Source organism: Halomonas alimentaria (assembly GCF_009902005.1).
Lineage (GTDB): Bacteria > Pseudomonadota > Gammaproteobacteria > Pseudomonadales > Halomonadaceae > Halomonas > Halomonas alimentaria.
In genome coordinates this window covers 2,182,779-2,200,032 of sequence record NZ_WUTT01000001.1, presented here as the reverse complement: position 1 = coordinate 2,200,032, position 17,254 = coordinate 2,182,779, and the positions used below count along the sequence as shown (strand labels likewise).

Sequence of the window (17,254 nt, the reverse complement as noted above, 5' to 3'; positions counted from 1 at the left end):
GCCCGTGCCCTGACCTATACTCGGCGCATCCTTTTCATCCATGGGTGTCCGATGCGCCCCTTGATTCTTGCTGTCAGCGTTCTGCTGAGCCTGCTTCTGTCCGAGGCACTACTTGCTGCCACGGCGCCGCCCAGGGACTTGACCGGCTGGGAGTGGCGCTGGGGAGACTCTCCCCGGGATGCCTCCGGCACCCCCGCCTGGCTCGATGACGCCGGCAGCGGCGAATGGCATGCCATCGACTTCCCGTCCAATCCCCCCGGCCGTGCCGGTCAGGAGCACCTGTGGTTGCGCACGGTGCTTCCCGAAGGGGAGTGGCGTGACCCGGTGATCTACATCTACAGCATCGACCTGATCGCCCAGTTCTTCCTGGACGGGGAGCCGCTCTACCAGTACGGCGAGTTCGACGACCAGGGCCGCGGCCACTTCGCCGGCTGGCCCTGGCACATGATCGAGTTGCCGGAGGACTTCGCCGGCAAGACGCTTCACGTCAGGATCTTCTCCGACTACACCGATATCGGCCTGTGGGGCGAGGCCAGGGTCATGGATCGCCTGGATGTACTGACGATGATCGTGCATCGCGCCTGGGACGATGTGCTGATCAGCGCCTTCTCGCTGCTCCTGGCCCTGCTCGCAGGCAGCTTTGCGCTCATCGGGGCCCAGCGCCAGAGCCTGGGAGCGGTGGCCCTCTTCTCGCTGGCGGCCAGCACCATGATCCTCGCCGAGACGCAGTTCAGTCAGCTGCTCCTCGACCGACCGCTGCTGTGGGACAGCCTGGCCGCCGCCGGCTACTTCACGCTGCCGGTGGGGATGGGGCTGCTGCTCACGCACTGGCTTTCGGGAACACCGCAACGCCTCATGGGCATACTTTGGCGACTGCATCTGGCCTACCTCGGCGCCGCACTGGGGCTCAGCCAGCTGGGTCTGGTGACCGTGGCCAGCACCTTCCCCCCCTTCGACCTGATGCTGTCGATCACCCTGCCGCTGATGCTGGCCCTGGCTGCCTGGCACTTGCGGCGCCTGGAAACCGAACAGCGCTGGATCATCGGCAGCTTCGCGCTGATGGCGGGGCTGCTGATGGCAGACATGGCGGTGGCCCATGGTCTGCTGGACTGGCGCAAGGTACCGGTCAGCCTGGGGCTGCTGGCCTTCTCGCTGGCGATCGTGGGGGTATCACTGTGGCACTATCGCCGCACCCAGCGCCAGCTGTCGCGTCTCAACCGGCACCTCGAGGAGCAGGTACGCGAACGCACCGCCAAGCTCGACTGCCTGGTGCGCAAGCTCGAGGGCTTCTCCTACGAGGACCCGCTCACCGGGCTCAAGAATCGTCGTTACTTCGACGAGCTGATGCAGCACGAGGCGAGTCGCGCCGACCGCGACGGGGTGCCGCTGTCGCTGATCATGATCGACCTGGACCACTTCAAGCAGATCAACGACCAGTATGGTCACGAGGCGGGGGACAGTGTGCTGATGGCGGTGGCCGAACTGCTCCAGGATCACTTCCGCGACGCCGACGTGGTGTGTCGCATGGGAGGCGAGGAGTTCGTCGCCCTGCTGCCCGGCGCCACGACCGAACGCGCCGAGGCCCGGGCCGGCGAGCTGGTCGAACGGGTCCGACGGCTGACCCTGCACCACGGAGACCAGGCGCTGCCGACGGTCACCCTCTCCTGCGGCGTGGCCACCTATCCCTGCCACTCCCGGGAACCCATCGCCCTGCTGGGCCTGGCCGACAAGGCGCTCTACCAGGCGAAATACCAGGGGCGCAATCGCAGCGCCACCTGGTCATCGCTCGCCGCTGAGCCACTGCCGCCGGCCGCCGCTGGCTAGAAGGCCGCGACCTCCTCCTCGCTCAGCTCACGCCACTCGCCCTCGGCCAACTCGCCCAGCGACAGCGGGCCGATGGACTCACGATGCAGGGCCACAACGTGATGACCGATGGCGGCGAACATCCGCTTCACCTGATGGTACTTGCCCTCGAAAAGGGTCAGCTCGGCGACGGTCGGCTCGCGCATGGCGAGCTCGGCCGGGCGGGTAGGCTTCTCCTCGCCGTCGAGCAGCAGTCCCTCGGCGAAGCGGGCGATGGCGTCATCGAGGGCACTATCCTCGAGTGGGTCGGCCAGGGTCACCCGGTAGACCTTGCCACAGCGACGCTTGGGCGAGGTGACACGATGCGACCACTGGCCGTCGTCGGTGAGCAGCACCAGACCGGTGGTATCCACATCCAGGCGCCCTACCGTCTGCAGGCGCTCGAGCATGGGCAGCTCGATCAGGTCGATGGCCCGGGGATAGAGGGTCCGGCGCGCCGTGCACTCCACGCCGCCCGGCTTGTGCAGCATCACGTAGCGCAGCCCCACCAGGGCGAGCGGCTGGCCGTTCCAGGTCACCCGGCGGGTCTCGTCCACCTGGGTGGCCGGGTTCTTGATCACTTCACCGTCGACGCTGACCTCGCCGCGGTGCATCGCCTTCTTGGCCAGGCTGCGGGTCAGCTCGGTGGACTCACTCAGGAAACGGTCGAGGCGCATCAGCTGCCCACCCCATCGGCGAGACTGAAATGGTCGGCATCGCGCCAGGCGGGAAACTTGTCGCGAAACGCCCGCAGCTCGTCCAGGGAGAGGCTGGCGGTCTTGACGAAGGCTTCGCCCTTGGGCTCGTCGATCAGCGCCTCGCCCTTGGCGTCGATCAGCATGGAGTCCCCGGCATAAGGCAGCCCCTTGGCGTCCTCCCCGACACGATTCACGCCGATCACCGGGCACAGGTTCTCGATGGCCCGGGCCTGCAGCAGGACACGCCACGGGTGGCGACGCGGCGCCGGCCAGTTGGCCACGCACAGCAGGGCGTCATACTCGAAGTGCTCGTCCGGGCCGGGCTGCTGTCGCAGCCACACCGGGAAGCGCAGGTCGTAACAGACACTGAGCAGGATGCGAAACCCCTTGAGCTCGACGATCACCCGCTCGTGCCCCATGGCATAGCGCTCGTGCTCGCCGGCCATGCGGAACAGGTGACGCTTGTCGTAGGTAGCACAGGAGCCATCCGGCCGCGCCCACACCAGGCGATTGAAGTAGTCGCCATTCTCGACGATCGCCACGCTGCCGGTGACCACGCAGCCCCGCTGCCAGGCCTGCTCGCGCAGCCAGGCCACGGTCGCGCTCTCCTCCATGGGCTCGGCCATCTCACGGGAGTTCATGGTGAAGCCGGTGGCGAACATCTCCGGCAGCACGATCAGATCGGTCTGCTCGCCGCCAAGATCACCCAGGGTCTCCTCCAGCATCCGGCAGTTGGCCACCGGATCCTCCCAGCGCAGGTCACACTGCACCAGGGTGGTTCTCAGCTCGCTCATCCTTCTTCCCCTTGCGGTGACGATATTGGCGCCCAGACTACCCCACTGCACCGGCAGCGTCAGCCTGGGCCGTGGAATGACGCTCAATAGGCTGCTAAGTTGGCAGATTGATCCTCAACGAGCCAAGAAATGACCACCACGCCCACCGCCGACACGCAAGCCCGCCAGGGTGTCATGTTCGGACTGGCTGCCTACACCATGTGGGGCTGCTTCCCGCTGTTCTTCGCGCTGTTCGAGGGAGTGCCCGCCTTCGAGATACTGATCCACCGGGTGTTATGGTCCTGCCTGTTTCTGGTAGGCCTGGTGACCCTGCTCGGGCGCTGGGCGCCGATCCGCGAGGCCCTGGGGCAGCCGCGGCGCCTGGGGCGGGTACTGGGCTGTGCCCTGCTGATCGCCCTCAACTGGGGGCTCTACATCTACTCGGTGGAGACCCGCCATGTGCTCCAGGCCAGTCTCGGCTACTTCATGACCCCGCTGGTCAACGTGGCCCTGGGCATGCTGGTGCTGCGCGAGACCATGCACCGCCTGCAGGCGGTGGCCGTGGCCCTCGCCGCGCTGGCGATCGTGCTGCAATTGGTGATGCTGGGCGAGCTGCCGTGGATCAGCCTGGCGCTGGCCTTCTCCTTCGGCACCTACGGCCTGCTGCGCAAGCAGGTGCCCCTGGATGGCCTGTCGGGGCTATTCGTGGAGACCCTGCTGCTGCTGCCGCTGGGGCTGCTCACCCTGGGCTGGCTGACCCAGGCCGACCTCTCGCACTTCCTGGGGGACACGAGAACCACCCTGCTGCTGATTGCCAGCGGAGTGATCACCGCCCTGCCGCTGCTCGCCTTCGCCGGGGCTGCCAGGCGACTACGCCTGGCAACACTGGGCTTCCTGATGTACCTCAATCCCACCATCCAGTTCCTGATCGCCCTGCTGGTGTTCGGCGAACCGCTATCCGGTGTTCAGCTGGCCACCTTCGTGCTGATCTGGACGGGTCTGGCCCTCTACTCCTGGTCGGCATGGCAGAGCCGGCCGCGTGAGGTCCGATAGACTCCATCGCTCGGGGCTGATCTAAGGACAAGCCTTCGAGGAGGCGCTGTGAACCCCTCCCTGGGCGCTACCGACGCCATCCATGGCGTAGGACCTCCTCTATGGCTTATCCACAGCGCCCCTCGCATTTGGCAATTGATATAAGCCTGCTCGAGATCAGGCCTGGCTCGCCGCCAGCGCCTGGTCGAGGTCGGCGATGATGTCGTCGACATGCTCGATGCCGATGGAGAGGCGCACCATGTCCGGCGTCACGCCCGCCTTGACCAGCTCCTCGTCATTGAGCTGGCGGTGGGTGGTGGCGGCCGGGATCGACGAGCAGGTCTTGGCGTCGCCGATATTGACCAGGCGCAATACCAGCCCCAGGGCATCGTAGAAGCGCGCGCCGGCTTCGCGGCCGCCCTTGATACCGAAGCTGAGGATGCCCGAGGCGCGACCGCCCATGTACTTCTGCGCCAGGGCGTGGTCCTTGTGGTTCTCGAGGCCGGCATACTGCACCCAGGTCACGGCGTCGTGGCCCTGCAGGTACTCGGCGATGCGCTGGGCATTGTCGCAGATGCGCTCGATGCGCAGTCCCAGGGTCTCGAGGCCCTGCAGCAGCTGCCATGCCGCCTGCGCGGAGAGTGCCGCCCCCATGTTTCGCAGCGGGACGACGCGGGCGCGCCCGATGAAGGCCGCCTCGCCCAGGTCACGGGTATAGCAGACACCGTGATAGGAGACATCCGGTTGGTTGAGCAGCGGGAAACGCTCGGCGTTGTCGGCCCAGGGGAACTTGCCGGAATCGACGATCACCCCACCCACGGTGGTCCCATGGCCGCCGATATACTTGGTGGCCGAGTGGATGACGATATCGGCGCCGTGCTCGATGGGCCGCCACAGGAAGGGCGTGGGCACGGTGTTGTCGACGATCACCGGCACACCGTGGCGATGGGCGATCTCGGCCAGGGCCTGCATGTCGACAACGCCGCCGGAGGGGTTGCCGACACTCTCGCAGAATACCGCCTTGGTGCGCTCGTCGATCAGTCCCTCGAGGCCGGCGAGATCATCCTTGTCGGCGAAACGTACCTGGATCCCCTGGCGCGGCAGGGTATGAGCGAAGAGATTGTAGGTGCCGCCGTAGAGCTCGCTGATGGAGACGATATTGTCCCCCGCCTCGGCGATGGTCTGAATGGCGTAGGTGATCGCCGCCATGCCCGAGGCTACCGCCAGGCCGGCGATGCCGCCCTCCAGCGCCGCCACGCGCTGCTCGAGCACCGCGCAGGTGGGGTTCATGATCCGCGAGTAAATGTTGCCCTCTACCTTGAGGTCGAACAGGTCCGCGGCATGCTGGGCGCTGTCGAAGGAGAAAGAGGTGGTCTGGTGGATCGGTACCGCCACCGCATGCTGGTCGTCGGGGGCATAGCCGTGATGGAGGGCGATGGTTTCGCGTTGCATGGCGTGTCCTTGCGTGTTGTGGGGCTGTTGTGGGGTGTTGTCGGTTTCACCCGATGCTAACCAACCCTGAACGCAAGCACTAATATCGTTTAGGCTAACGCCTTATTCCCCAAGCCGATCAGGGACAGGATGCTCAAGCGCTATCTGCCGGTACTGACCTGGCTGCCTCACTACAACGTTCGCCTGCTGGGTGCCGACCTGTTGGCGGGGCTGATCGTTACTATCATGGTGATCCCCCAGTCACTGGCCTACGCCCTGCTCGCCGGACTGCCCGCCGTGGTGGGGCTCTACGCCAGCCTGCTGCCGGCGGTGCTCTACGCCCTGCTCGGCACCAGTCGCACCCTAGCGATCGGCCCCGTGGCGATCATCGCGCTGATGACCGGCGCAGCGCTCTCCAATGTGGCCACGCCTGGCAGCGACGCCTACCTGCAGGCGGCGCTGGTGCTGTCGCTGCTCTCCGGTGCGATGCTGGTCGCCATGGGCCTGCTGCGCCTCGGCTTCTTCGCCAACTTCCTGAGCCACCCGGTGATCGCCGGCTTCCTCTCCTCCTCCGCGGTGCTGATCGCCATCAGCCAGACGGCCCACCTGGCGGGGATCTCGGCCAGCGGCTACAACGCCCTCGACCTGCTGACCAGCCTTGCCAGCCAGCTGCATCGGCTGCACTGGCCCACCCTGGCGATGGGTCTGGGGACCCTTCTCTTCCTGGTCGTCAGCCGCCGTTATGCCACCCGCCTGCTGACGCGATTGGGGCTCGCCGCCTCCACCGCCGGCCTGGTGGCGCGCAGCGGCCCGGTGCTGGCGGTGGTCGCCACTACCCTGCTCAGCTGGCAGTTGGGGCTCGCCGAACGCGGCGTCGCCGTGGTCGGCGCCATTCCTGCCGGGCTGCCGCCGCTGACCCTGCCGAGCATGGACCTCACCCTGTGGAGCGCCCTGCTGATTCCCGCCCTGCTGATCAGTGTGGTGGGCTTCGTGGAATCGATCTCCATGGCCCAGATGCTCGCCGCCAAGCGGCGCCAGCGCATCTCCCCCAACCAGGAACTGGTCGGACTGGGTGGTGCCAATCTGGCCGCGGCCTTCACCGCCGGGATGCCGGTGACCGGGGGACTATCGCGCACCGTGATCAATGACGAGGCGGGAGCCCAGACCCCCCTGGCCGGACTCTTCGCTGCCCTGGGCATCGGCCTGGTGACGCTGCTGTTCACCCCGCTGCTCCACCACCTGCCCATCGCCACCCTGGCCGCCACCATCACCGTGGCGATCCTCACCCTGGTGGACATCCCGCTGATTCGCCAGACCTGGCGTTATTCGCGCAGTGACTTCTCGGCCATGGCGGTCACCATCCTGCTGACGCTGGTAGAGGGGGTCGAGGCGGGCATCATCAGCGGCGTACTGCTCTCCATCGGGCTCTTCCTCTACCGCACCAGCCGCCCCCACAGCGCGGTGGTGGGTCGCATCCCGGATACCGAACACTTCCGCAGCACCCAGCGCCACGAGGTCGAGACCCTGAGCAGCGTGGCCTTCCTGCGCATCGACGAGAGCCTCTATTTCGCCAATGCCCGTTACCTGGAGGACACGGTGCTGCGCATGGTGGCGCGCCAGCCGGGCCTGGACCACGTGGTGCTGATCTGTTCGGCGGTCAACCTGATCGATGCCTCGGCACTGGAGAGCCTGGACGCCATCAACGAGCGCCTCAGGGAGGCGGAAGTGACGCTGCACCTGGCCGAGGTCAAGGGCCCGGTGATGGACCGCCTCAAGCGCAGCGACTTCCTGGATGACCTGACCGGCCGAGTATTTCTCAGCACCTATGCCGCCTGGCAGGCACTCAAGCCGAGCCCGGCAGACGACGCTGACAGCGAGGAGCCGGGTCTGGCCCAGTGAGGCATTACCGAGAGTGGCGATATTCGGCTATCATGTCAGGCACATGGAAAAAATGACGACAGCATGGACTCTTCGACTCTCGACAACGCGGCGACCCGCGAGAACCTCGGCATCAGCGCCTATCACCGCCTGAAGAAGGACATCATCCGCAACGTCTTCAAGCCCGGCGAGAAGCTGCTGATGAGCCGGCTGAAGGAGCGCTACGACCTGGGCGTCGGCCCCCTGCGCGAGGCACTCTCCCAACTGGTGGCGGAGCGTCTGGTGGTGGCCATCAGCCAGCGCGGCTTTCGGGTGGCACCGATGTCGCTGGCCGAGCTGGCCGATCTCTACGATGCCCGGGCCCAGATCGAGGGGCTACTGCTCCGGCTCGCCATCGAGCGTGGCGACGACAGCTGGGAAGCGGAGATTCTGGCCCGGGCCCACACCCTCTCCAAGGTCATGAAGCTGAACTCCGCCGACGAGCTGCTCGACGTCTGGGACACTCGCCACCAGGCCTTCCACACCGCCATCGTCAGCGGCTGTCAGTCACCGCACCTGCTGCAGATCCGCGAGAGCCTGTTCGACCAGGTCGAGCGCTATCGCCATCTTTGGCTGCGGGAGACGGTGCTCTCCGAGGCGGCGTTGGCCCGAAAGCACCAGGAGCACACCGATCTGGTCGAGGTAATCCTGGCCCGGGATATCGAACGCGCCACCGAGATGATGCGCGAACACCTGATGACACCGGTGCCGATCATCACCGAGGCGATGCGCCATCAGGGGCTGACCTGATCCCCTACTCAGCATCACCCCGCCAGCTTGAGGCCCACCAGCCCCACCAGCACCAGCGCGAGGCTGGCCAGGCGCAGCGGAGAGGCGCTGTCACCGTAGATCAGGATACCGAGCAGCACCGTGCCCACTGCCCCGATGCCCACCCACACCGCATAGGCGGTGCCCACCGGCAGTGCCTTCATGGCCTGGGCCAGCAGATAGAAACTCACCAGCATGGTGGTCACGGTAAACAGGCTTGGCCACAACCGGGTAAAACCTTCCGAGGCCTTGAGCCCTAATGCCCAGGCCACCTCCAGCAGCCCCGCCAGGACCAGTAGCGTCCAGGCCATTCCCATGGTCGTTCATCCCTTGCTTGGCGAGGCCGTCCCCGCAGCGTGGAAGGCAAGCCGGGTCGTCCCGGTGCCACACTCCTTAAAATCTGTCATGGTAGCGACATGAAGGCCTGCAAGGATGGCCAATGTCGGGTAACACGGCAAGCCTCTAATAATGGAGAACGTGACATGCCTCATCTACTGCGACTCCCGCGTGAACTGGATGAACGTCTCGAGCACCTCGTCCAGACCACCGGCCTGAGCAAGACGCTACTTATCGAACGCTGCCTGGAAAGCGGCGTCGCGGCACTCGAGGCCGAGCTGCTGATGGAGGGCGGCCAGGCTTCCCGGGCGCCCACCAGCATCGACCAGCTGCTGCGCGAGAGCGGCCTGGGCGCCTGAGGGCGTTCAGCCGGCCATGGCGTCGCGGAAGCGGCGTTGCCCGGAAAGCGCGCGCTCCAGCGTGGTGGCGGCCAGGCGCACCTCCTGGCCCGGCAGACACTGGGCCAGGCGCGATGCCGACAGCGGCGTCAGCGCTCCCAGCCGCGGATAGCCGCCGATGGTCTGACGGTCGTTGAGCAGCGCGATGGGCTGCCCGTCGGGGGGCACCTGCACCGCCCCCAGTCCGATCCCTTCCGAGATCAACGAACCGATCCGGCACGTCAGCTTCGGTCCGGTCAGGCGCACCCCCATGCGATCGGCACGATCATCCACCCGCCAGGGACGGTTGAAGGCGGCGAACAGGCTGTCACCGGTAAAATCCGCCACCTGGGCACCCGGCAGCAACGCCAGCGTTGCCGGCGAGGCATAGTCCGGGCATTCCGCCGCGGGTACCCTCTTTTCCTGGACGCGTCGACCAGCATCGGCGGTCACCGCCAGACGGTCACCGTCGGCGAGCTTGCCGCCGCGCCCATCGAAACCGCCCAGCCCCTCACGCACCACACAGCTCACGCTGCCCAGCACCGGCTCGGCCTGGAAGCCCCCTGCCACGGCCAGATAGGCCCTCAGGCCGTTGCGCGGCGCAGCGAATGCCAGGGCCTGGCCTTCCCGCAGGCTTACCGGCTGCCACAGGGGAAGAGGCCTCCCCTCCAGGGTGGCACTCAGGTCGCCCCCCGCCACCGCGATCGTCAGATCACGCTCGGCAACCAGCTTGAGACCGCCGAAGGTGATCTCCAGCGCCGGGGTGCCCCAGGCATTGTCGACCAGGCGGTTGGCCCAGGCCCAGCCGTGCAGGTCGGCCGGCCCGCCCTGGGTCACGCCAAGGCGGCGCACGCCGAATCGGCCGGCGTCCTGCAAGAGGGCCAGAGGGCCGGCATGTTCGACGCGAAGCCCGATAACGGTATATTTACTCATTTGTGACACTCCACCGGCGTCGCATCGCCGCCCTGGCGTTCGAAGGTGGCTCGATCCACCGGCACGAAGCGTACCCGGTCCCCCACCTTGAGCAGGCTGAAGCCCTCACGGTCACGATCGAACAGGTGTGCCGCAGTGCGCCCGAGCAGGTTCCAGCCGCCCGGTGATACCGCCGGGTAGGCAGCGGTCTGCCGCCCGGCGATGGCCACACTGTTGACCGGCACCTTCTGGCGGGGCGTGTCGAGCCTCGGAACCTCGAGGCGCTCATCGAGCAACCCCATGAAGGCGAAGCCGGGGGCGAACCCCAGGGCGAAGACGCGATATTCCCGCCCGGCATGGCAGTCGATCACTGCCTCCACGCTCATGCCGGCATGCCGCGCGACTCGCTCGAGGTCCGGGCCCACGCTGGGGTCATACCAGGTGGGCAGTTCACGCACCTCACCACCCGCGGCCACCGTCTCCGGCTCGAGATCCACAAGCAGCGCCGCCAGGCGTTGCCTTGCCGAGGCAGGCGAGAGCCGAAGCGGGTCGAACACCACCAGCAGGGTGGTGTAGGACGGCACCAGGTCGACCAGCATTGCACCGAACTCGGCCTCGCAGCGGCGTGCCAGCGCGCCCAACCAGGCCAGGTTCTCCTCATCGATTCGTTCGAAGAGCCGCACCATCCAGCCATCCAGGCCGGCCGACTCGATGCGTGGCAATCCTTCCTTACGGTTCATCGCGCGACTCATGCCTCGGCTCCGAGCCGGCACAGGGCCTCGCGGATCGCCTTCACCGCGGCGATGGACTCGGGGTTGTCGCCATGCACACAGAGGGTATCGGCCGCCAGTATCAGGTCGCTGCCGTCGCTGGCGACAAGCGGCTTGCCGCTGGCGATGCGTACCGCCTGATCGACAATCACCTCGGGGTCGTGGTGTACCGCCCCCAGCTCGCGGCGGGAGACCAGCCGGCCCTCGCTGTCGTAGGCGCGGTCGGCGAAGGCCTCGAACCACAGGGTGACGCCCTGCTTTTCGGCCAGTTCACGCACCGCAAGGGTGTCCCGGGTGGCCATGGTCATCAGCGGCAGGCCGGGGTCGAAGGCGAGTATCGCCCGCATCACCGCCCCCATGATCTCGGGTTCGCGGGCCATGTCGTTATAGAGGGCGCCATGGGGTTTCACATAGTTCACCGATACGCCCTCGGCGCGACACAGCCCATAGAGCGCCCCCAGCTGATAGAGGACCAGGTTCTCCACCTCCTCTGCCGAACAGGCCATGGAGCGACGGCCGAAGCCCACCATGTCCGGGTAGGCGGGATGGGCGCCTATCCGCACCCCATGCTTGGCGGCCAGGCGGACCGTCATGCGGATCACATCGGGATCCGAGGCGTGAAAGCCGCAGGCCACGTTGGCCAGGTCGACGTGAGGCATCACCTCATGATCCATCCCCATCACCCAGGGGCCAAAGCTCTCGCCCATATCGGCATTGAGCAGCAAGGGACGTGACGGCATGCGAGTCTCCTGATCAAGATTATGGAATTAATTTATCAACGTTTTACCCATAACACATCATCCATTCGTCTAGGTATCGTTGACTCGACAAACGGCCAGCGCCTAACCTCTCGGCCTTCCACCCACTACACTCTGAAAGCGTAGTCGGTGACATCTCCCATGTGACCTTCACAACAACGATCATTACACGAGGACATCTCGATGCCTGCTATCCAATCGCGGCTTCCCCACCTGGCCACCGCCGCGGCCCTCGGCGTCAGCCTGACTACCCTCGGCACCTCTGCCCAGGCGGCCACCGAGTGGGACATGCCCACCCCCTATGGGGATCGCACCTTCCATACCGTGAACATTCGCGAGTTCACCGACGACGTGCGCGAGGCCACCGACGGCGAGCTGGATATCACCGTGCACTCAAACGGCTCACTGATCGGCCACGCCGAAATCAAGAACTCAGTACGCCGGGGCATCGTGCCCATGGGCGAGCTGATCATGTCGCGGCTGGCCAACGAGAACCCCATCTTCGAGGTGGACTCGGTGCCCTATCTGGCCGCCAGCTACGAGGATGCCTGGACGCTGTGGGAGTCTTCTCGCGAGATCATCGCCGAGGAGCTCGAGCAGCAAGGCCTGCGCCTGCTGTTCGCCGTGCCGTGGCCGCCCCAGGGCATCTACACCAACCAGGCCATCGAGAGCGGCGACGACCTCAGGAACCTGAGCATGCGCGCCTACAACACCGCCAGCGAGCGCATCGCCCAGCTGGTGGGCGCGGTGCCTACCCAGGTCGAGGTCCCCGACATCCCCACCGCCTTCAGCACCGGTCGCGTCGAGGCCATGATCACCTCGCCTGCCACTGGCGCCGACACCAAGGCCTGGGACTACCTGAGCCACTTCAATCACGCCCAGCTGTGGCTGCCGAAGAACATGATCATCGTCAGCGAGAAAGCCTTCTCGCGCCTGGATGAGGCCACCCAGCAGGCACTGCTCGACGCCGCTGCCGAGGCCGAGACCCGCGGCTGGGAGATGAGCCGCCAGGAGACCGATGACGCCATCGCTGTGCTGGAGGAAAACGGCATCGTGGTCAGCGAGCCCAGCGAGGCACTGGCCGAGAAGCTCAAGGAAGTGGGCGAGACCATGACCCAGGAGTGGGTCGAGAGCGCCGGTGAACAGGGTCAGGTGATCCTCGAGGCCTACCAGAGCGCCCGGGAGTAATCCCGACCCGACCGCCCCGGCCACTGGCCGGGGCGATCCCGAGCTTTCCACGGCCGAACTCCCCACGGGATGCCATCCATGACCTATCGACTACGCCCACTGTATAACCTCGGCGGCTATCTGGCCGCCGCCTGCCTGACCCTGATCTGCCTGTTGATTACCGCCCAGATCGTCGGCCGCATCATCGACCAGATCGCCACCGCCATCGGCGGCGAGCGGATCGGCCTGGCGATCCCCGGGCTTTCCGATATCTCCGGTTTCCTGCTGGTCGGCGCCAGCTTCCTGGGACTCGCCTATACCTTCGTGCACGGCGGCCATATTCGCGTCACCCTACTGGTCGGCCGCCTGCCCCCGGCGCTGCGCGTCTGGGTAGAGGTCTTCTGCCTCTCCATCGCCCTGGCCCTTGCCCTCTATCTCGCCTGGTACCTCTACTGGCTGCTCGACGACAGCATCGCCTTCAACGAAACCTCCTACGGACTCGTCAGCATCCCGCTGTGGATTCCCCAGTCGGCCATGCTCAGTGGCGTGGTGCTGTTCTGCCTGGTGCTGATCGAAAGCCTGGTCCAGACGTTGATTGCCGCTGTGCGTGCGCCGCACGCCTTCACCATCGACGACAGCGGCCACGAGTGAGCCCTGGAGACTCCCTATGCTTATCATGATGCTGGTCCTCTTCGGCGCCCTGCTGCTGCTGCTCGGCAGCGGTGTCTGGGTAGGCTTCTCGCTACTCGCCCTGGGCTGGCTGGGCCTTTCCCAGTTCACCTCGATTCCCACCGGCGATGTCATGGCTTCGGATATCTGGGGCTCCAGCTACAGCTGGGAGCTGACCGCCCTGCCGATGTTCATCTGGATGGGCGAGATCCTGTTCCGCTCGCGCCTGGCCGATGACATGTTCACCGGCCTGTCGCCCTGGATGCAGCGCATCCCCGGCCGCCTGCTGCATACCAACGTGGTGGGCTGCGGACTGTTCGCCGCGGTCTCCGGCTCCTCGGCGGCCACCTGCGCCACCATGGGCAAGATGACCATTCCCGAACTGACCCGCCGCGGCTACGACGAGAGCCTGATCATCGGCACCCTGGCCGGCTCCGCCACCCTGGGGCTGCTGATTCCGCCGTCGATCATCCTGATCGTGTTCGGCGTGGCCACCGACCAGTCCATCTCGCGCCTGTTCATGGCCGGTATCCTGCCCGGCCTGATGCTGATCTCGCTGTTCGGCCTCTACCTGATGCTGTGGTCCTGGCGCTATCCGGATCGCGTCCCGCCCGCCGAGGAGAGCCTGCCACTGGCCGAGAAGCTGCGCCGCGCACGCCGCCTGATTCCCATGCTGGCGCTGATCGTCGGCGTCATCGGCTCCATCTACACCGGCCTGGCCTCCCCCACCGAGGCGGCCGCCGTGGGTGTCGTACTCTCGCTGATCCTGGCACGCGTACAGGGCAACATGAACCGCACCACCTTCCGCGATGCCCTGCTCGGCGCGGTGCGTACCTCGACCATGATCGCCTTCATCCTCGCCGGCGCCTCGTTCCTGACTGCTGCCATGGGCTTCACCGGCCTGCCCAGCGACCTGGCTGCCTGGATAGGCACCATGGACCTGTCGCCCTGGATGCTGCTGGCCGCGCTGACTCTGTTCTTCGTCCTGCTGGGCTGCTTCCTTGACGGTATCTCGGTGGTGGTGCTGACCACCTCGATCATGCTGCCCATGGTGGAAGCGGCAGGTATCGACCTGATATGGTTCGGCATCTTCCTGGTGATCGTGGTGGAGATGTCGCAGATCACGCCGCCGGTGGGGTTCAACCTCTTCGTGCTCCAGGGCATGACCGGACGCAATATCCTGTCCATCGCCTGGGCTGCCATGCCGTTCTTCTTCCTGATGATGCTCGGGGTGGTGCTGATCAGCCTGTTCCCCGCGATCGTCACCTACCTGCCCAACGCCATGAGCAACTAGACATGCCAGTATCCGCCCCCTCCTCCCCCAAGGGCCGCACCAGCGGCCCCATCGTCTCCTCGGAGCACCTCTCGCACCGGGCCCAGGAGCAGTCGGAGTTCGAGTTCGGCCTGATCATCGCGTCCCACGCCTTCACCCGCTGGATGGTGCGCTGCATGACCGCGGCCGGTTACCCGGAGCTGGGACCCCTGGACGTGCTGGTGCTGCACAGCGTGAACCATCGCAAGCGCGCCAAGCGACTCTCAGACATCTGTCTGGTACTCAACGTCGAGGACAGCCATACCGTGACCTACGCGCTGAAGAAACTCACTAAGCTGGAACTGGTGCGCGGTGAGAAGCATGGCAAGGAGACCTTCTTCCGCACCACCGATGTCGGGCGCAGCACCTGCCAGCGCTATGCCGAGATTCGTGAGGACTGTCTGATCGAGTCGCTCTCCTCGCTGGGTATCGAACCCGAGGAGACCAGCCGGCTGGCCGGCATGCTGCGCGCCATGTCGGGTCTCTACGACCAGGCCGCCCGGGCGGCAGCCTCGCTATAGCCCGCGAGGCGGTCTCAGCCCGCCTCGCGGGCGTAGAGTCGCCGCGCCCGCCACAGGCTGAACATGAACAGCAGCGAGCTGGTGGCCATCGAGGCCGCCAGGGAGAGCGCGAATACCACCATCCCGGGTAACCGTCCCACGCCGAGATAGCTCACCGCACAGAAGGCCAGCAGGCTGAGCATGCCGCGCTGAGTCATGCTCACCGTCATGCGCGCCACCTCCGCCCCGTAGCGTTCATGCAGTGCCCAGGCGATGGTCAGGATGCCGGCCGGAAAGCCCAGGATGATGCCGGAGAAGCCCGGTCCCGCCCGGGCGGCGAGGGTGGTGGCAAGGCTCACCAGGCCACCGGCCAGCAGCCCCCGCAGCAGCAGGTCGAGCCACCCCGAGCTCGCCACCACCACCGGCTGTCCCAGGCTGAGCCAGCGATTGATCCCTTCGGCCACCACCAGCACCGCCAGGTAGGCGCCCAGGGCGCCCATCAGCCCGCCGGGCAGCTGGGTAAACAGCATGGCTGCCGGCACCCACAGCAGGCTGGCGAGCCCCAGGCTCTTCACCGCCGACAGCCGGGCGGCGCTGATCACGAAGCACACCGTGAACAGCAGTGTGGCCACCAGCGCATGCAGCGTCGAGAGAACCGCCTCCTGCACGAAGGCCGGAGCCTGTTCGCGCAGCATGAAGAAATACCCAGGCCCCAGGATCACCGGGGTGCCGGCGAGGATGCCGCCCAGGCGCGGCCCCACCCGGGCCACCGCCAGGGCGACGAGGATGACGATGCCGGCGGTGGCCAGCAGCTTGAACAGCATGGGCTCTAACATCTGGGTTCCTGTTCAGGGGGAGGACAGCCGGTTAACGCCGGTGATGGTGCCATTCCAGACCATCTCATAGTGAGCGGTCTGGACCATAGAGATCACCGGTTTCGGGGTAAGCAGCGCACAACAGGCAGCACCGGGACGGCGTACCGAGCGGTAACGAAGCCCCGGCAGGCCGGCGCGTTTAACGCCTTGCCCCAATGTCCGGGCCGCCGTGTAGTCGTCCGGGTCATAGATCGGATGAGTTGCGGGGAGTCCGAGAGCATCCAGCATGGCTGTCTCGTGGAATCGGCAGTTCAAGCCCCGCAACACGAAGCGCTCATAGTTAAGATCGGGCAGATTGCGCCAGTAGGCCTCCTGATGATGCCGCACCTCGGACAGTGCCGTAGCCATGGCATCGGCAATATATAGCACACCGTACTCTCCCGAGCTGAAGCGCGACCCTGCCGGATTGACGTGGGTGAAAGGTGCCACGGCATAGGAGCAGCCCGGGGTATCAAAGGGAATCTCCTCGATGGGCAGCAGACTCAGATCCCCCACCTCGGCGCGTAGCCGGGGGTTGGTCAATGCCTGGAGCTCATGGAGAGCCTGGAACTCATCCGCACTGGCGACATCGTCGAAGAGGTGGATGGGTGGGAACTTGGAGTTGACCAGGCGATAGCCCTGCTGCGCACTCGCCTCCAGCCGCGGTAGCGATGACAGTGCTACCACTGGGCGCCTCGCAGGCTATCGATATGGCGAAAGACATCGTAGAGCACCAGCATGTCGCCACCCGAGATCACCTCGAGCGGCGAGCGTCCATGGAACGGCGCATTATGGTTGGCCATGGCCATGAAGCCATAGAGGTTGCGGGGATTGTCGAAGAGGACCCGCAGGCTTGCATGGAGGTTAAGCACCAGGCTGACACGCGTCAGCTGATCCTCGTCCAGGCTGACCCGCCACTCGGGGTCAGCTCGCTTGGCCCGGGCATAAGTACTGCGCGATACCCTCAGGATTGCCGCGACCTGTTCACCGCTCGCTCCCCATTTCTCCAGGATCGCGACGGCAGTCTTCAATCCGGTGGCACTTTTCGACCTGTCGGTTGCCGGTGCTTCCATGGTGGCCATGGTTAACCCCTTAACGCTATGTATCTACAGACACAATAATAGCATAACTCCACCAC

At 66.0% G+C, this 17,254-nt stretch carries 19 protein-coding genes; 9 read left to right on the top strand and 10 right to left on the bottom strand.

All coding sequences use genetic code 11. The features are described 5' to 3' along the window. Positions 1-51 precede the first annotated feature (51 nt). Positions 52-1,824 (top strand): sensor domain-containing diguanylate cyclase, encoded by a 1,773-nt coding sequence (locus tag GRB96_RS10415; RefSeq protein ID WP_161432072.1) that lies wholly within the window; start codon positions 52-54, stop codon positions 1,822-1,824. Here the strand turns inward: GRB96_RS10415 and GRB96_RS10410 are convergent. Both GRB96_RS10410 and GRB96_RS10405 read right to left on the bottom strand, forming a co-directional pair. Further along, positions 1,821-2,519, bottom strand: a complete 699-nt coding sequence (locus GRB96_RS10410; protein ID WP_161432071.1) for a pseudouridine synthase — start codon at positions 2,517-2,519, stop codon at positions 1,821-1,823. The two genes, GRB96_RS10415 and GRB96_RS10410, sit on opposite strands and share 4 nt — an antisense overlap. Then, positions 2,519-3,334: an amidohydrolase gene (locus GRB96_RS10405; RefSeq protein WP_161432070.1), complete on the bottom strand. Its 816-nt coding sequence runs from the start codon at positions 3,332-3,334 to the stop codon at positions 2,519-2,521. The genes GRB96_RS10410 and GRB96_RS10405 overlap by 1 nt, the downstream gene beginning before the upstream one ends. Before the next feature lie 129 nt (positions 3,335-3,463). On the opposite strand from GRB96_RS10405, the gene rarD reads away from it, so the two are divergent. Continuing rightward, positions 3,464-4,366, top strand: a complete 903-nt coding sequence (gene rarD, locus GRB96_RS10400) for an EamA family transporter RarD (RefSeq protein ID WP_161432069.1) — start codon at positions 3,464-3,466, stop codon at positions 4,364-4,366. A 156-nt stretch (positions 4,367-4,522) separates the two neighbouring features. Here rarD and GRB96_RS10395 read toward each other — a convergent pair whose 3' ends face one another. Further along, on the bottom strand, positions 4,523-5,797 hold the full coding sequence (locus GRB96_RS10395; protein WP_161432068.1) for an O-acetylhomoserine aminocarboxypropyltransferase/cysteine synthase family protein: 1,275 nt from the start codon (positions 5,795-5,797) through the stop codon (positions 4,523-4,525). A gap of 129 nt (positions 5,798-5,926) precedes the next feature. On the opposite strand from GRB96_RS10395, the gene GRB96_RS10390 reads away from it, so the two are divergent. Both GRB96_RS10390 and csiR read left to right on the top strand, forming a co-directional pair. Further along, the gene (locus GRB96_RS10390; protein WP_161432067.1) at positions 5,927-7,675 is read left to right on the top strand and encodes a SulP family inorganic anion transporter; all 1,749 of its coding nucleotides are present in this window, start codon (positions 5,927-5,929) and stop codon (positions 7,673-7,675) included. Positions 7,676-7,738: 63 nt separating this feature from the next. Continuing rightward, entirely contained in the window at positions 7,739-8,443 is a 705-nt protein-coding gene (csiR, locus tag GRB96_RS10385) for a DNA-binding transcriptional regulator CsiR (protein ID WP_161432066.1), read from the top strand. A 14-nt stretch (positions 8,444-8,457) separates the two neighbouring features. On the opposite strand, the gene sugE is transcribed toward csiR, so the two are convergent. Next, on the bottom strand, positions 8,458-8,772 hold the full coding sequence (gene sugE / locus GRB96_RS10380; protein ID WP_161432065.1) for a quaternary ammonium compound efflux SMR transporter SugE: 315 nt from the start codon (positions 8,770-8,772) through the stop codon (positions 8,458-8,460). A gap of 171 nt (positions 8,773-8,943) precedes the next feature. Here sugE and GRB96_RS10375 point away from each other — a divergent pair, with 171 nt between their 5' ends. Next, positions 8,944-9,156, top strand: coding sequence for a ribbon-helix-helix protein, CopG family (locus GRB96_RS10375; RefSeq protein ID WP_161432064.1), 213 nt, complete (start codon positions 8,944-8,946; stop codon positions 9,154-9,156). Between the two features lie 6 nt (positions 9,157-9,162). Here the strand turns inward: GRB96_RS10375 and GRB96_RS10370 are convergent, their stop codons facing one another. The 3 genes from GRB96_RS10370 to GRB96_RS10360 are packed head-to-tail and all read right to left on the bottom strand — an operon-like array spanning position 9,163 to position 11,596. Next, entirely contained in the window at positions 9,163-10,107 is a 945-nt protein-coding gene (locus tag GRB96_RS10370) for a 5-oxoprolinase subunit C family protein (RefSeq protein ID WP_205743523.1), read from the bottom strand. After that, positions 10,104-10,838, bottom strand: coding sequence for a 5-oxoprolinase subunit PxpB (gene pxpB, locus GRB96_RS10365; RefSeq protein WP_240894153.1), 735 nt, complete (start codon positions 10,836-10,838; stop codon positions 10,104-10,106). The genes GRB96_RS10370 and pxpB overlap by 4 nt, the downstream gene beginning before the upstream one ends. Continuing rightward, the gene (locus tag GRB96_RS10360; RefSeq protein ID WP_161432063.1) at positions 10,835-11,596 is read right to left on the bottom strand and encodes a 5-oxoprolinase subunit PxpA; all 762 of its coding nucleotides are present in this window, start codon (positions 11,594-11,596) and stop codon (positions 10,835-10,837) included. The genes pxpB and GRB96_RS10360 overlap by 4 nt, the downstream gene beginning before the upstream one ends. Before the next feature lie 201 nt (positions 11,597-11,797). Here GRB96_RS10360 and GRB96_RS10355 point away from each other — a divergent pair, with 201 nt between their 5' ends. The 4 genes from GRB96_RS10355 to GRB96_RS10340 all read left to right on the top strand — a co-directional run bounded on the left by GRB96_RS10355 (position 11,798) and on the right by GRB96_RS10340 (position 15,283). Then, a complete protein-coding gene (locus GRB96_RS10355; RefSeq protein WP_161432062.1) occupies positions 11,798-12,802 on the top strand; it encodes a TRAP transporter substrate-binding protein in 1,005 nt (334 codons plus the stop codon). A 78-nt stretch (positions 12,803-12,880) separates the two neighbouring features. Then, a complete protein-coding gene (locus GRB96_RS10350) occupies positions 12,881-13,432 on the top strand; it encodes a TRAP transporter small permease (RefSeq protein ID WP_161432061.1) in 552 nt (183 codons plus the stop codon). A gap of 16 nt (positions 13,433-13,448) precedes the next feature. Further along, positions 13,449-14,744 (top strand): TRAP transporter large permease, encoded by a 1,296-nt coding sequence (locus tag GRB96_RS10345; protein WP_161432060.1) that lies wholly within the window; start codon positions 13,449-13,451, stop codon positions 14,742-14,744. A gap of 2 nt (positions 14,745-14,746) precedes the next feature. Next, positions 14,747-15,283: a winged helix DNA-binding protein gene (locus GRB96_RS10340; RefSeq protein ID WP_161432059.1), complete on the top strand. Its 537-nt coding sequence runs from the start codon at positions 14,747-14,749 to the stop codon at positions 15,281-15,283. Positions 15,284-15,297: 14 nt separating this feature from the next. Here GRB96_RS10340 and GRB96_RS10335 read toward each other — a convergent pair whose 3' ends face one another. Genes GRB96_RS10335 through GRB96_RS10325 form a run of 3 tightly spaced genes read right to left on the bottom strand, consistent with a single transcriptional unit; the run spans position 15,298 to position 17,189 of the window. Further along, the gene (locus GRB96_RS10335) at positions 15,298-16,098 is read right to left on the bottom strand and encodes a hypothetical protein (protein WP_161432058.1); all 801 of its coding nucleotides are present in this window, start codon (positions 16,096-16,098) and stop codon (positions 15,298-15,300) included. Between the two features lie 12 nt (positions 16,099-16,110). Next, the gene (locus GRB96_RS10330; protein WP_338074029.1) at positions 16,111-16,803 is read right to left on the bottom strand and encodes an RES family NAD+ phosphorylase; all 693 of its coding nucleotides are present in this window, start codon (positions 16,801-16,803) and stop codon (positions 16,111-16,113) included. Further along, positions 16,797-17,189 (bottom strand): antitoxin Xre-like helix-turn-helix domain-containing protein, encoded by a 393-nt coding sequence (locus GRB96_RS10325; RefSeq protein ID WP_338074055.1) that lies wholly within the window; start codon positions 17,187-17,189, stop codon positions 16,797-16,799. The genes GRB96_RS10330 and GRB96_RS10325 overlap by 7 nt, the downstream gene beginning before the upstream one ends. Between the last annotated feature and the right edge of the window lie 65 nt (positions 17,190-17,254).

Coding starts and splice junctions, on each gene's coding strand:
- GRB96_RS10410 (WP_161432071.1), bottom strand. CDS start 2,519: ATGCGCCTCGACCGTTTCCTGAGTGAGTCCACCGAGCTGACCCGCAGC.
- GRB96_RS10325 (WP_338074055.1), bottom strand. CDS start 17,189: ATGGAAGCACCGGCAACCGACAGGTCGAAAAGTGCCACCGGATTGAAG.
- rarD (WP_161432069.1), top strand. CDS start 3,464: ATGACCACCACGCCCACCGCCGACACGCAAGCCCGCCAGGGTGTCATG.
- GRB96_RS10415 (WP_161432072.1), top strand. CDS start 52: ATGCGCCCCTTGATTCTTGCTGTCAGCGTTCTGCTGAGCCTGCTTCTG.
- GRB96_RS10340 (WP_161432059.1), top strand. CDS start 14,747: ATGCCAGTATCCGCCCCCTCCTCCCCCAAGGGCCGCACCAGCGGCCCC.
- GRB96_RS10390 (WP_161432067.1), top strand. CDS start 5,927: ATGCTCAAGCGCTATCTGCCGGTACTGACCTGGCTGCCTCACTACAAC.
- GRB96_RS10355 (WP_161432062.1), top strand. CDS start 11,798: ATGCCTGCTATCCAATCGCGGCTTCCCCACCTGGCCACCGCCGCGGCC.
- GRB96_RS10345 (WP_161432060.1), top strand. CDS start 13,449: ATGCTTATCATGATGCTGGTCCTCTTCGGCGCCCTGCTGCTGCTGCTC.
- GRB96_RS10395 (WP_161432068.1), bottom strand. CDS start 5,797: ATGCAACGCGAAACCATCGCCCTCCATCACGGCTATGCCCCCGACGAC.
- GRB96_RS10350 (WP_161432061.1), top strand. CDS start 12,881: ATGACCTATCGACTACGCCCACTGTATAACCTCGGCGGCTATCTGGCC.
- sugE (WP_161432065.1), bottom strand. CDS start 8,772: ATGGCCTGGACGCTACTGGTCCTGGCGGGGCTGCTGGAGGTGGCCTGG.
- csiR (WP_161432066.1), top strand. CDS start 7,739: ATGGACTCTTCGACTCTCGACAACGCGGCGACCCGCGAGAACCTCGGC.
- GRB96_RS10360 (WP_161432063.1), bottom strand. CDS start 11,596: ATGCCGTCACGTCCCTTGCTGCTCAATGCCGATATGGGCGAGAGCTTT.
- GRB96_RS10370 (WP_205743523.1), bottom strand. CDS start 10,107: ATGAGTAAATATACCGTTATCGGGCTTCGCGTCGAACATGCCGGCCCT.
- pxpB (WP_240894153.1), bottom strand. CDS start 10,838: ATGAGTCGCGCGATGAACCGTAAGGAAGGATTGCCACGCATCGAGTCG.
- GRB96_RS10405 (WP_161432070.1), bottom strand. CDS start 3,334: ATGAGCGAGCTGAGAACCACCCTGGTGCAGTGTGACCTGCGCTGGGAG.
- GRB96_RS10375 (WP_161432064.1), top strand. CDS start 8,944: ATGCCTCATCTACTGCGACTCCCGCGTGAACTGGATGAACGTCTCGAG.
- GRB96_RS10335 (WP_161432058.1), bottom strand. CDS start 16,098: ATGTTAGAGCCCATGCTGTTCAAGCTGCTGGCCACCGCCGGCATCGTC.